Here is a 13,049-nt window from a genome sequence, read left to right as displayed (position 1 = left end):
CAAAAGGAGAAGAAAAAATGTACAGTCACAATATGGTTGGATCGAATGATATCGAGCGGTCCAAAAAATTCTATGACGCTTTGTTTACCGCGATTGGCGGAAGAGAAGGCATGATTGATCCCAAAGGCCGTCTGATGTACATGCACAATGATGGCATTTTTATGGTGTCCCAAGCGATTGATGGTCAGCCCGCTACTCATGGCAATGGTAGTACCGTTGGTTTCGCGATGGCGAATCCAGAACAAGCCGACGCTTGGCATAAAGCGGGTGTCGAGGCCGGCGGAACGGCGATTGAAGACCCTCCAGGCGTTCGGGAAAATCCAGGAATGAATATGTATCTGGCCTATCTGCGGGATCCGGACGGCAACAAGCTTTGCGCCTTGCACGCGATGAGCTGACCATTGGAAACAATTTCCACCAATAGAAGTCACGGCGGGGTGCAGGGGGTTTATACCCACGCCTCCGCCGTGACCAATACGGAAATGACTTTCGCGGTGTATGTGCCAGATCGCGAGGATGACGAGAAGCTGCCTGTATTGTGGTATCTTTCTGGCCTGACCTGCACCCACGCTAATGTGATGGAAAAAGGCGAATACCGTCGGATGGCCAGTGAGCTTGGCTTGATAATCATCTGTCCCGATTCCAGTCCACGTGGACAAGATATTCCAGATGATCCGGCTTATGATATGGGGCAGGGCGCAGGGTTTTATGTCGATGCGACGCAGGAGCCTTGGGCCGCGAACTTTCAGATGCGCAGCTATGTCGAGCAGGAATTGCCCGCGCTGATTGCCGACGAGATTCCCGCCGCCGATATGCAGCGGCAGGGGATTTTCGGTCATAGCATGGGCGGGCATGGCGCGCTAACGATCGCGCTCAGAAATCCGGACCGGTTTAAAAGTGTTTCAGCATTTGCGCCAATTGTTGCGCCAAGCGAAGTGCCATGGGGCAAGAAGGCCTTGGGGCGGTATCTCGGCGAGAAAAAATCGGCTTGGCGCATTTATGATGCTTGCGCGTTAATTGAAGATGGCGCGCGTGTGCCCGAAATTCTGGTCGATCAAGGCGCGGCAGATAATTTTCTTGATCAACAGCTTAAGCCACATTTATTGCAGGAAGCTTGTGATCAAGCCGGAATAGGGCTGACTCTTAATATGCGAAAAGGCCACGATCACAGCTATTTCACGATCTCTACTTTTATGGATGATCACCTGCGCTGGCATGCCGCACGTCTGGGCTAGTACCCCAACGCTTGTCCATCCTTCCGCATCTCGGTAGCGCCATGATAGACGCCGGTTTGCGGATCGCGGACAATCGCTTGATAGCCGCCAAACATTGCGCCGTTATTCACCCGCTCAACCTTATGACCCATGGCTTTTAGCTGCTCCACCGTCTCATCCGAGATTCCCGGTTCGACATTCAGCACGCCAAGCAGGTCAGCGCCATTGCCTGCCAGATCGTCAGTTGGCTGGCGCCCGCCATCATGATTGAGCCGCGCAGCATCGCCTGCTTCCTGCAGGTTCATGCCGAAATCGACCATGTTGATCATCACCTGAACATGGCCCTGGGGCTGCATCCCTCCGCCCATCAGGCCAAAGGACATATAGGGTTTTCCGTCCTTTTTCATAAACGCCGGGATGATAGTCTGGAACGGGCGTTTGCCGGGTGCGTAAACATTGGGGTGGTTGGGATCGAGCGAATAAAGTTCACCGCGATCCTGAAACATAAACCCGAGACCGTCGGCGACCAATCCGCTGCCCATGCCGCGATAGTTGGACTGGATGAGCGAGACCATCATGCCGTCTTTATCGGCAACGGTCAGATAGGTGGTATCGCCTTCGCCTTCCAGCTTGGGCTCACCGGGACCAAATTCGGGTGTGGCTTTCGCAGAATCAATCAACGCGAACCGCTCTTTGCCATATTCATCCGAAAGCAACCAATCCAGCGGGGCAGGGGACGCATCGGGATCAGCATAAAAACGCGCGACATCCTCAAAGGCCAATCGTTTGGCCTCTGTAATATAATGCAGCACTTCGGCAGATCCACGAGGATATTGCGCGAGGTCAATATTTTTCAGGATATTGGTCATTTGCAGCGCTGCAAAGCCTTGGCTGTTCGGTGGAAGTTCACACAATTCATAGCCCTTGCGATAATCGACGCAGCCCGGCGCGACCCATTTGCTGCTATGCGCTGCGAAGTCCTCGTAACGCAGATTTCCGCCAATGCGTTTGAAATAGGTATCTATGGTCCTGGCAATATCGCCGCTGTAAAAAGCATCGCGGCCACCCTCGGCGATTTTACTTAACGTATTTGCGAGGTCGGGATTTTTGAATACCTCCCCAGTCTTCGGCGCACCGTCAGCAAAATAGGTCGCGCGCGCATTGTCAAACTCGCCGATCATTTCGACGCTCTGGTTGAAGCGTTTCAAATTGCTGTCGAGATAATAGGCGATGACCGGCGCGACTGGATGACCCTCGCGGGCATAGTTGATGGTTGGCGCCAATATTTCGCTCATGCTGAGCTTGCCAAACTTGCCGTGCATCTCAAACCAGCCATCGACAGTTCCGGGAACAGTGACCGGCATCGGGCCAAACGGGGGAATGGTTTTGCTGCCGTTAAGTTGTTTCATGAACTGCTTGTAGGATGTTCCCATCGGGCTTTTGCCGGAGCCATTAAGGCCATAAAGCTTTTGCGTCTTTGGATCCCAGATGATCGCGAACAGATCGCCCCCTATCCCGTTGCCGGTAGGTTCCATCAGCCCAAGCGCTGCATTGGCTGCAATCGCTGCGTCAACCGCGCTGCCGCCCTTTTTAAGGATATCAATAGCGATCTGGCTGGCTAATGGATGAGCCGTTGCTGCCATGCCGTTTGCGGCATAGACAGGACTTCGTGACCATGGCTCTCCCACCGGTCTTCCACCTGCTCCTATTTCCAATTTCGGTTTTTCCGCGCCAGTCTGGTCTTGCGCAAAAGCCGGTGAAAAAGCCAATGCTGCGGATGAAAGAGCGAAAGCCAGCGTCTTATACATAATTTTTTTCCGTCTATATTTGGTGATTTACCATTGCTGTGGAGCTTGATGACCTTGAATGCACTGTAGCCACAAAGGGTGCTGCATCAAGTGCGGAACACGGTAATGGTTGACATAATTACAAAAACACCTATGTTGCATTGCAGCAAAGGCGGCATATTAATTTAAAACCGTCTGGCGAGAGTTCTGCGTGAGAGATTAACCTTGGAAAAAGGGTCCTATCTCGAACCTATCGCCTTCATTGCTTTTCATTTTCCGGCAGCCTGATCACGCGGGTCGTCTTAACAGACGGCGATAACGCGCACGTACGAAAGTCGTGCTGCGCCCACTTGCTGCTATTCAAAGGTATTAATTTTGACTAAATTTTCTGATTTCGCACTTGCGGAACCAATTCAAAAACGTGTGGCCGACGGCGGCTACACTACTCCATCGCCAATCCAGCAGCAGGCGATCCCGCCTGCGCTTGAAGGCAAAGACATTCTCGGCATTGCGCAAACCGGCACGGGTAAGACCGCCGCTTTCTCGCTTCCCGCCATTCATCATCTATTGACCGACAAACGTAGAGCAGGCCGCAACGAATGCCGGATGCTGGTGCTTGCGCCTACCCGCGAACTGGCGCGCCAGATTGCTGACAGTATGACCGGCTATTCCAAAGGGCTCGGCCTTTTTGTAACTTCGGCCTTTGGTGGTGTTCCAATCAACCGGCAGAAGCGCATTTTGGAGCGCGGTGTTGATGTTCTTGTCGCAACTCCTGGCCGTTTGCTTGATCTTATCGATCAGCGCTGCCTGACACTCAGCAAGGTCGAGATTCTTGTTCTCGACGAAGCGGACCAGATGCTGGATCTTGGCTTTATTGTCCCATTGAAGAAGATCGTTCCGATGCTTCCGAAAAAACGCCAGAGCCTGTTTTTCTCGGCGACTATGCCTAAAACGATTTCGCAGTTGGCGGACCAGTTTCTGACCAACCCTGTGCAGGTATCGGTTGCGCCGCAGTCGACGACGGCTGAGCGTGTGGACCAGAAAGTCACCTATATTAATCAGGACGACAAACAGCGTCTGCTCAAGGATTTCATCAATAATGAAAACCCTGATCACATGCTGGTGTTTACGCAAACAAAGCACGGCGCGGACAAGGTTGTTAAAAACCTGATGGCTGTCGGTATTCATTCCGCAGCGATCCACGGCAACAAAAGCCAGCCGCAGCGTGAACGCGCTTTGGGTGATTTCAAGAAGGGCAAGATCAACATATTGGTCGCGACTGACATTGCCGCTCGCGGCATTGATGTTGATGGCATCACTCATGTTATCAACTTCGATATGCCGAACGTTTCCGAGCAATATGTACACCGTATTGGCCGGACGGCACGGGCAGGGGCGTCAGGTATTTCCTACTCGCTAGTAGCCCCCGATGAGCGCCAATTCTTGCGTGATGTCGTGAAACTTACCGGCGTGAAGCCAGATGTTATTGCGCTGCCAGAGGGTTACGATGAACCTGCCCGCGAAGAAGTGGCTCCGCGTATCTATGGTCAGAAGCCGAAGAAATTTGGCGCACGTCCCACTCGCAGCGGACCGCCCAAGAACAAGCATAGCTCGCGTAAAGGCCGTCCAGGCGGCGGCTCAGGTCGCGGTGGTCCGGGGTCGAATGCGAGCAGTGATGGTCCCAAGCACTGGAACAATGGCGCGAAGTCGTTCAAGCGCCGGCAGGCACGTAAAGCGGACGCTTAATCTCCTGATTGCTGACTAGTTATCAAATCCGGCCATCGCTCATCCTGAGCTTGTCGAAGGACATCCTGCGGTTATCACTGACCGATGGATTATTTCGTTCACATGCTTCGATGTTCTGATGGCCGTTTTTACATCGGCCATAATGAAAATCTGGAAGGCCGGTTTACCCAGCACCAGAATGGTAATTTTTAGGGATATACTTATAGTCGTCGCCCAGTCGAACGCGTTTGGTTCGAGAGTTTTCAATCTCGCGATCATGCCTTTCAGATTGAACGAAAGTTAAAGGGTTGGAGCCGGTCGAAAAATCAAGCATTGATCGACGGTGACTGGGAGCAGATAAAGTTTCTCGCGAGAAACCGTCAGGCCTCGCTTCGTTGATGTCCTTCGACAGGCTCAGGATGAGCGGGTTTTTCGGCTATGATTGCGATTCAGAGCTTCATCTGCTGTTTTAAAGTTTTATCGGTGGCCGCGCCATAAGGCGGCAAGAAGCCGGCGATTTTCGCCACATTGATCTTCGGTTGCCGATAGATCGCTTTGGCGTGGCTGAATTCCTTGAAGCCATCCGGGCCGGTATATGCGCCCATGCCGGAGGGGCCAACGCCGCCAAACGGTAAATCATGTTGCGCGATATGAAAAATCACATCATTCACCGTAACGCCGCCAGAAATTGTGCGATCCAGAACTTTGCGCTTGTCACTCTCGGTTTCGCCAAAATAATAAAGGCCCAGTGGACGATCATGATCGTTCACATAATCGATCACTTCATCAAGATTGCGATAGGTTTTTACCGGAAGCACCGGACCAAAAATTTCTTCCTGCATGACCCGCATGTCATCGTTGACGTTTTGCAGTACAGTGAGAGGCATTTTATTGCTGTTGGTGTTGGAGAAATCTTCGTCGCCCGGATTGACAACGGTTTGTTTTGCGCCTTTCGCAACCGCATCATCGATAAGTCCCTGCAGTCGCTCTTTATGTCGTCCGTTAATCACGGACGTATAGTCATCATTGGCAATCATGGTCGGATATTGTTCGGCTACATTTGAAGCGATGCCTTCAACAATGGCATCTTCCTTGTCGTGCGGCACGAGCAGATAATCCGGCGCAAGGCAGATTTGTCCCGCATTCATCATCTTGCCCATCGCAATGCGCTGGGTTGATTTCTGGACGTCAGCATCGGGACCGATGATGGTTGGTGATTTGCCGCCCAATTCCAGCGTCACCGGGGTCAGATTTTTCGCTGCCGCTGCCATCACATGCTTGGCAATCCCGCCGCCGCCTGTGAAGATAAGGTGGTCCCAGGGGATTTCGGAAAAGGCCTTGCCAGTTTCAGGACCGCCGGTAATGACCGTCATTTCCTCCGGCGCAAAATATTCCGCAACCAGTTTTTTCACCAGCTCGCCGGTTTCCGGACAAAATTCCGAGAATTTAATGATCACCCGGTTGCCGGCACCAAAGGCGCCAATCGCAGGGTCAAAAGCAAGGTTGATCGGGAAATTCCAGGGTGCGATCACTCCGACAACGCCTTTGGGTTGATATTCCACCTGACCACTTGCGCCGAGCAGGTTAAGCGGAAAATCCATTTTGCGCTTTTCAGGACGCATCCATTTTTTCAGATTTTTCTTGTGGTCTTTCGCGTGGCCGACGACGGACATCAGGTCGGTCATTGCCGTCTGGACGCTGCTGCGATGGCCAAAATCATTGGATACAGCTTCACAAAGCGCATCCTGATGATCAATGATCATCTGCGCAGTACGGTTGATCCGGTCCATGCGCGCTTCATAGCTCACGGGAAGTTCGGCGTGAAACGCGTCGCGCTGGGCCTTGAATAGTTTTTCGATTTCTTCCTTAGGCACTTCGCCCGCTGCTGCTTCCAATGCTTCCATTTTATCGCTCTCCAAACGGGCGGTGCTTTCGCCTGTGATTTTGTCTTAATTGAACACTTAAACCAATTTTTGGGGGTTTGTCGAGTTGGAAGCGTTCAAGCCCCGTGAGAAGCAATAGCTTCGGCTATTGCAACTGTCTGTTTGGCTTGCTTAAGGTGCAGAATTTCGGTCATTTTACCATCAACGGTGATCACGCCTTTTCCGGCGTTAACCGGATCAGCAAAAGCAGCAATAATCGCTGCCGCCTCGGCAATTTTCTCGGCGCTCGGTGAAAATGCAGCGTTGGCAATTTCAATTTGCGATGGATGGATCAACGTCTTGCCGTCAAAACCGTATTTTCGTGCTTGTTCGCATTCCACCGCTAATCCATCCGGATCATTGAAATCATTATAAACGCTGTCGATTATGTTGAGGCTATGCGCGCGCGCTGCCATAATCGATTGTGCCATTGCCGGGGTGAACAAAGTCCGGTCCTGCTCTGCACGCATTTCCTTGGCGAGATCGTTAAATCCCATAACCAACGTGGAAAGGCGCTTATGTTCCGACATGGACGCGATTTCGGCGATGTTTATCACTGCTAATGGCATCTCGATCATCACCCAAAGCTTTTTTTCGAGATGGGCCTCTTCATTTTCCATAAAGTCGGTCAGTGAAGCGATATCTTTGGCGCTGGTAACTTTCGGGACGAGGATCGCATGCGCTCCGCTCGCACACATCCGTTTCATATCATGAGTGAACCAGGGTGTGTCCATGCCGTTGATGCGGACAACGAGTTCGCGTGCGCCGTAATCGCCGGACCCAACAGCGTCAAAAGCTCCTTCCCGGGCATCGCTCTTCGCATCTGGCGCAACCGCATCTTCCAGATCAAAGATGATGGTGTCGGCGGACAGGGTCTTGGCCTTTTCCAGTGCGCGTTCATTGGATGCTGGCATATAGAGGCAGGAGCGACGGGGGCGGAAGGATGATTGGGTCATATCTTGACAATATCACCAGTCTGTTCTGCGACAAGGTTAGATTTCATGCACCAGGAAAATTCTAACGGAGTTAAGGCCTCCTCACACTAGGCCCTGACCCCGGATCGAAACCGAACAACATTTGTGCCGGAATGTCAGTTCCAATGTAGATGAAAATTAACCATGTTGATATATGGCGATGCAATGGCAATTCCCGATAAATTTCGCGACATGACTGTTTTGCAAAAGTCCTTTCGCATTTGCATGTTTGCACTGATTGCCATGCTCATTGCGGTCACCGCGATGTCGCGGATCGGTTTCAAGAACGTCAGCGATTTTTTGCCAATTTTCTACTTCCGGCGTCAGGATGTCTGGCTGGCTGCGATATTGTTATTTTGCTGGTTGAAATTTGCATCGTACAAGTCTGCGGAAGGCCCTAAAAGTTTCGGTAGCTTGTCGAACTTTGGGGAATACCGATATGCCCCCGCGCTTGTGGCAATAGCATTGTTCATCTTCTGCACGGCCGGGCATTTTCTCGTGCTGGGCGGTTATCATGCCAGTCGGGATGAACAGATGGCGGTATTCGACGCAATTATATTTGCGGACGGTCGCCTGGTTTGGCCGATTGCAGAGCAGTGGCGTTCGATGGCACCCGCGCTCAATCAGCTTTTCATTTTACCCATTGGTACGCACGAAGCTTGGGTATCGGCCTATCTTCCGGTCAATGCTGCGGTCAGAGCAATATTTGGTTTCCTCGGCAGCCAATCATTCGCCAGTCCCTTTTTCGTTGCCATAGGTGCAGTTGCATTGTGGAAAATAGCCAGAATATTATGGCCGGATCGCAGAGACGTCGCCTGGCTGTGCCTGATTTTATATGCAGGGTCCGGTCAAGTTCTGGTCACCGGGATGACAGCCTATGCGATGAACGGGCATCTGGGGCTCAATATGTTGTGGCTTTGGCTGTTTCTGCTCAATCGCCGGCGAACGGATTGTGCGGCGCTTATTGTCGGTTTTCTCGCAACCGGGATGCACCAACCGCTATTTCATCCTCTGTTCGCCGCGCCGATTCTTGCGATACTGGTTTTAAGACGGGACTGGCAACGGGTTGCTGTTTATCTATTAGGCTATGCTGTCATTTGCCTGTTCTGGCTCTACTGGCCGATCGCGATCAGTAACTTGGCTCAGACGTCTGCCACCGAAACCGGTGCAGGCTTGGATTATCTGACCCGGTTAACTGATGCGATTGGAGAAATAAGCTTTGGCGGCGTTATGCTCATGCTGGCCAATATATTTCGCTTTGTCGCCTGGCAGCATTTGCTCCTGATCCCACTGGCTATGGTGGGCATCCATACGGTGCTGAAAGCCAAAGACCGGTTTGCAACAGCTCTGGCTGTTTCGTTGATTTTGCCGATACCGGTGTTATTGCTCCTCTTACCATATCAGGGACACGGATTTGGATATCGCTATCTGCATCCAGTGCTCGGAAATGCCATTATTCTTGCTGGCTATGCCTGGAAATTTATGGATCCAGACGATATTTGGACCAAACAAACAGGTCAAAAATTGCTAGTGACAACATCGGCGATTACCTTCGGGCTTCTGGTACCGTTACAGCTTTATTTCGCCCACAGTTTTTATGCGCCATGGGCTGCAGTTGATCGGGCAATTGCTGAAAGCAAGGTGGACATTGCGCTGATTGATAGCACCGCAGCTCCATTTGCTGCCGATCTTGTTTTTAACCACCCTGAACTGTCAACTAAGCCATTGCGGCTTGATGCGCGACTGTTGTCGGCAGAAGATATGATCAAGGTTTGTGGAAAAGGGCCTTCAGTGCTTCTGGTTGGAGCAGATGCCACTTCTGATATAGCGCGCTATTTCGGTCGAGCGTTGAAAAGCGATGCGGATACAAAATCCAGTCTGGGTGAATTCGGTCCGATGCAGGGATGTCGAACGATCAATGCTCCTGAACCGCTGAAACAATAGCATCGGCCTTGTGTTTTCCGCAAGCGATCGATGGACAGATTGAGGTCATTTGGCATGTGGGTGTTTTGCTATGCTCGTAGAGGCTTCAGGAACGGAGATAAGACCAAAACAGGAAAATTTCAGAGCCTCCGCAGGGCGTGTTGTGAAGGATATGCGCCGAGCAATTTGCAAGCAATATAGTGCTGGAATGGTGGCACGGTGACGACAGTATCGCTGAGCTCTGCCGCGGTGAACGTATGGCGCACGGTGTTTATTTTAGATGGTCAAAGAACTTTATGGAAGCCCGGAAGAAGCGCGCTAGACCGCGCTGGGCATGGAACTGGGTTCCCGATGAGGTCCATGACTAGAAACTGGAAATGCCGATTGAACAACTGATCTTGGTCCGCGCGAACGTGCGGTAATGTTCACCAGCACTAGTGGCTATTTCGTGTCCGATGCTTGTGTTTACCGGCTCTTGAAGTCCCATCACCTGCTCACCTACAATGCTCCCAGCTATGTTTCTGATGGGTTAGCGGATTGGCTCGAAGATCGGAAGATGAGCCATGTTCGCGGGGCAGCGTTCCTTCCCCGAACACTCACCCACGTCAATTTGCCATGCGTCTCAAACTATCTGATGACGGAAAGTCACCAAAATCCGCGCGGTGCCCGGATATGATGGCGAACAAGAAGCCACCCAGGATGGTTTGTAAGCCCGTGGTTCCGGCCGTTGCGGCAAGCACCAAAGGGAGGTTGCTGGCCATAGGAGCAAATCCGCCGATTGACCATGATTGAGCGATACCCACAAACCCGGCAACGGAGGAGAGGATCAGTGCGAAGCCGCAGATCAACATTGTTTCTAACGTCAGGATATTTTCATATTTTCGGAATATCGGCCGCAGGTGCCGGTAACCCTGGTTTACGCCATGCAAATGCGATGTGACCGCCATAATCGCTGCCAAGTGTCCGGCAGTGAAGAGGAATCCTGCTGCAATTGTCCAGCCTGTTCCCAATATCTCTTTGCCACCAATAACACCCAAGCTGTGCAATGTTATGACCATCAACAAAAGTGTGGAAATCCCGATTGCCGCCGCCGCAGGAACGCCGAATACCCAAGTCGGGCTCAGCATCAACAAGTAGCGAAGGTGCCGCCATCCATCGCGCCATGGGCGCAAATGGGGTGCGCGATCGCGCAGATCCCGCGATAGTGTCGCAGGCACTTGTTCTATATGGAGCTTTTTGAGGTGCGCCTTAATGACCATCTCACTGGCGAACTCCATACCAGTGCCCGAGAGGCCTAGATTGTCGAAGCTATCTTTGGTGATCGCCCGCAAACCGCAGTGAGCGTCGTCAATATCAGACCGGAAAAACAAATTCAAAATGCCGGTGAGGGCGGGATTGCCAATGTACCGATTTTTCCAGGGCATCGCTCCAGGCGCTATTCCGCCCTGAAATCTCGATCCCATGCACAGATCCGCGCCGTCAACTAGCTTGCCGATCATCGCCACGCCCTCGGTAAAATTATAGCTGCCATCAGCATCGCCCATAAGAATATAGCGCCCGGCAGCTGCACGGCAGCCGCCGATGAGTGCTGCGCCATAACCCTTTGCAGTCACATCGACAACGCGCGCACCCATTGATGTCGCAAAGTCTTGACTGCCATCATCCGAGCCATTGTCGGCTATCACTATTTCTCCGGTCAGTTGATATTCTGACATGATCATAGCAAGCGTGTCCTGAGCATTGGCAATGCAGTGCGGAAGACTGATAATTTCGTTAAGACATGGCATCACAATGGTCACATCAACATTGCCGTCAAAACCAGCATTTTCGTCCGGTTGAGCTTGATCAAATTCTTGCCTGTTCTGGATGTACAACTTTTTACCCCTGCGATTTGTTCGATGAACTGCTTGGAATGGAGTAAAACGATATGGTTTATAAAATGTTACCAATGACGACGACGTCAAGCGCATTTCTGATCTGTTTCTTCGCTGTTGCAGTACGAAGGGCTGTTGATAAAGCTTTGTTCATTGACGGTTATAGAGGAGTGCGGCAAGCGACCAGAATGCAATGGTTTGAAATCAAAAACTGGCTGGAGCTGGTAACGGGTCTAGATCGCGACTCTTTGCATATTTATGCAGCGGTCGGAGTGCAACTTGTTGTGGCCCTTTTTACAAGGCGGTCGGTGGCCAGTATTTGGCCTTGGCTGGCGGTTATAATTGTCGCTTTTGGTAACGAATATCTCGACTACCAGAGCGCTGGTGATGACCCTGATGCTCTTGTGCGGGCAAGCGAAGAGGCCTGGCGGGATATCTGGAATAGCATGCTATTGCCGACACTATTATTGCTTATCGCCCGATTTTGGCCGCAATGGTTGGTTGGGAAGTCCGAGGATAAAAAGTCCACAGCTGCGGCGGCAGCGCCTGACGCTTAGTCAGGTTTTTTGGCGTTCTCGGAAATTTGTTTTACATGCTGAGATTGGCCTCTTGGCAGGATCATGACTTGATTGCCTTTGGCAACAATAATCAGATCATCAACCCCATAAGCGTGCACGTCGATACCGTCACTGTGGATAAGGTTTTGATGTGATTCCAACGCCTGAACCCTGCCGGAAACGGCATTCGAGGCGCTGTCTTTAGGGCTTATTTCGAACAAAGAATCCCAACTACCAACATCCGACCAGCCCGGACTAACAGGTGTTACGGCAACTTTTTCGGCCTTTTCCATAATGGCATAGTCAATGGAATCAGAGGGTGCATTTGCGAAGCTCTGCTCGTCGGGATAGATCCTGGACGATTTGGAAACACCGTTTGACATGGCTTGTTTTGCCGCCGCCAGCATCTCGGGAGAATGTTTCTCAAGCGCCTGCAAATAGCTGTCGGCACGGAACAGGAAAATTCCGGCGTTCCAGTGAAAGCCGCCTTTGGCCAACATTTTGGTGGCATTGTCTGCATTCGGTTTTTCGACAAATTTCTTCGCTGCGAAACTGCAAGCACTTCCCGCAATTTCGTCGCCCTGTTCGATGTAGCCGTAACCCGTCTCAGGACCGGTCGGCGCAATTCCGAACGTAACCAGCCAGCGGGCGATTGCTAACGATAGTGATTGTTGAACCGCTGTTTGAAACGCGGGAACATTTTCTATCACATGGTCGCTGGGCATGACAAGCATGGCCGCCTGCGGATTTGTGCAAGCCAAAGCGGCAAGAGCAATGGCAGGTGCGGTGTTTCGGGCGCATGGTTCCAAAATCAGGTTTTGCGGAGAAACACCGATTTCGGCCATTTGCTCTTCTGCGATATCAGCATGACGTTCACTGCCAACAATTATGGGATCGGTAAAAAGCCCCTTTTGAGAGCATCGTTCCAAGGTCAATTGGAACATCGACTGCGCACCGGTAAGATTAAGAAATTGTTTGGGTTTCTCGTTGGTTGAAAGTGGCCAAAGCCGGGTGCCGGAACCACCCGAAAGGATGACGGGCGTGATTAATGATTTGCTATCCATTACTATCAG

The 13,049-nt window shown here is 51.6% G+C and carries 11 protein-coding genes; 6 read left to right on the top strand and 5 right to left on the bottom strand.

The genetic code is table 11. From position 1 onward, the window contains the following. Positions 1–17: 17 nt before the first annotated feature. Both HF685_RS05065 and fghA read left to right on the top strand, forming a co-directional pair. Entirely contained in the window at positions 18–398 is a 381-nt protein-coding gene (locus HF685_RS05065; RefSeq protein ID WP_168818571.1) for a VOC family protein, read from the top strand. A gap of 3 nt (positions 399–401) precedes the next feature. After that, the gene (fghA, locus tag HF685_RS05060; protein ID WP_168818570.1) at positions 402–1,235 is read left to right on the top strand and encodes an S-formylglutathione hydrolase; all 834 of its coding nucleotides are present in this window, start codon (positions 402–404) and stop codon (positions 1,233–1,235) included. Here the strand turns inward: fghA and ggt are convergent. Beyond that, entirely contained in the window at positions 1,232–3,022 is a 1,791-nt protein-coding gene (ggt, locus tag HF685_RS05055) for a gamma-glutamyltransferase (RefSeq protein ID WP_168818569.1), read from the bottom strand. The two genes, fghA and ggt, sit on opposite strands and share 4 nt — an antisense overlap. Positions 3,023–3,376: 354 nt before the next feature. On the opposite strand from ggt, the gene HF685_RS05050 reads away from it, so the two are divergent. Next, positions 3,377–4,747, top strand: a complete 1,371-nt coding sequence (locus HF685_RS05050) for a DEAD/DEAH box helicase (protein WP_168818568.1) — start codon at positions 3,377–3,379, stop codon at positions 4,745–4,747. Positions 4,748–4,831: 84 nt separating this feature from the next. After that, positions 4,832–4,939, top strand: a complete 108-nt coding sequence (locus HF685_RS16280; RefSeq protein WP_343040086.1) for a GIY-YIG nuclease family protein — start codon at positions 4,832–4,834, stop codon at positions 4,937–4,939. A 236-nt stretch (positions 4,940–5,175) separates the two neighbouring features. On the opposite strand, the gene HF685_RS05040 is transcribed toward HF685_RS16280, so the two are convergent. Together HF685_RS05040 and HF685_RS05035 are read right to left on the bottom strand one after the other, a co-directional pair. Beyond that, positions 5,176–6,630, bottom strand: a complete 1,455-nt coding sequence (locus tag HF685_RS05040) for a coniferyl aldehyde dehydrogenase (protein WP_168818567.1) — start codon at positions 6,628–6,630, stop codon at positions 5,176–5,178. Positions 6,631–6,725: 95 nt separating this feature from the next. Beyond that, a complete protein-coding gene (locus HF685_RS05035) occupies positions 6,726–7,562 on the bottom strand; it encodes an HpcH/HpaI aldolase/citrate lyase family protein (RefSeq protein ID WP_281352815.1) in 837 nt (278 codons plus the stop codon). A gap of 285 nt (positions 7,563–7,847) precedes the next feature. On the opposite strand from HF685_RS05035, the gene HF685_RS05030 reads away from it, so the two are divergent. Continuing rightward, on the top strand, positions 7,848–9,566 hold the full coding sequence (locus HF685_RS05030; RefSeq protein ID WP_211051365.1) for a hypothetical protein: 1,719 nt from the start codon (positions 7,848–7,850) through the stop codon (positions 9,564–9,566). A 584-nt stretch (positions 9,567–10,150) separates the two neighbouring features. Here HF685_RS05030 and HF685_RS05025 read toward each other — a convergent pair. Then, positions 10,151–11,419 (bottom strand): glycosyltransferase family 2 protein, encoded by a 1,269-nt coding sequence (locus tag HF685_RS05025; RefSeq protein WP_246218758.1) that lies wholly within the window; start codon positions 11,417–11,419, stop codon positions 10,151–10,153. A gap of 188 nt (positions 11,420–11,607) precedes the next feature. Here HF685_RS05025 and HF685_RS05020 point away from each other — a divergent pair, with 188 nt between their 5' ends. Next, complete coding sequence (locus HF685_RS05020; RefSeq protein WP_211051363.1) at positions 11,608–11,976, top strand: hypothetical protein; 369 nt, start codon at positions 11,608–11,610, stop codon at positions 11,974–11,976. Here the strand turns inward: HF685_RS05020 and HF685_RS05015 are convergent. Beyond that, positions 11,973–13,040 (bottom strand): mannose-1-phosphate guanylyltransferase/mannose-6-phosphate isomerase, encoded by a 1,068-nt coding sequence (locus tag HF685_RS05015; protein WP_168818562.1) that lies wholly within the window; start codon positions 13,038–13,040, stop codon positions 11,973–11,975. The two genes, HF685_RS05020 and HF685_RS05015, sit on opposite strands and share 4 nt — an antisense overlap. Between the last annotated feature and the right edge of the window lie 9 nt (positions 13,041–13,049).

The sequence above is a fragment of the Parasphingorhabdus halotolerans genome, from assembly GCF_012516475.1.
GTDB classification, from domain to species: Bacteria; Pseudomonadota; Alphaproteobacteria; order Sphingomonadales; family Sphingomonadaceae; genus Parasphingorhabdus; species Parasphingorhabdus halotolerans.
This window is presented reverse-complemented; position numbering and strand designations above follow the sequence as displayed.

Coding starts and splice junctions, on each gene's coding strand:
- HF685_RS05065 (WP_168818571.1), top strand. CDS start 18: ATGTACAGTCACAATATGGTTGGATCGAATGATATCGAGCGGTCCAAA.
- ggt (WP_168818569.1), bottom strand. CDS start 3,022: ATGTATAAGACGCTGGCTTTCGCTCTTTCATCCGCAGCATTGGCTTTT.
- HF685_RS16280 (WP_343040086.1), top strand. CDS start 4,832: ATGGATTATTTCGTTCACATGCTTCGATGTTCTGATGGCCGTTTTTAC.
- HF685_RS05040 (WP_168818567.1), bottom strand. CDS start 6,630: ATGGAAGCATTGGAAGCAGCAGCGGGCGAAGTGCCTAAGGAAGAAATC.
- HF685_RS05035 (WP_281352815.1), bottom strand. CDS start 7,562: ATGCCAGCATCCAATGAACGCGCACTGGAAAAGGCCAAGACCCTGTCC.
- HF685_RS05030 (WP_211051365.1), top strand. CDS start 7,848: ATGTTTGCACTGATTGCCATGCTCATTGCGGTCACCGCGATGTCGCGG.
- HF685_RS05020 (WP_211051363.1), top strand. CDS start 11,608: ATGCAATGGTTTGAAATCAAAAACTGGCTGGAGCTGGTAACGGGTCTA.
- HF685_RS05015 (WP_168818562.1), bottom strand. CDS start 13,040: ATGGATAGCAAATCATTAATCACGCCCGTCATCCTTTCGGGTGGTTCC.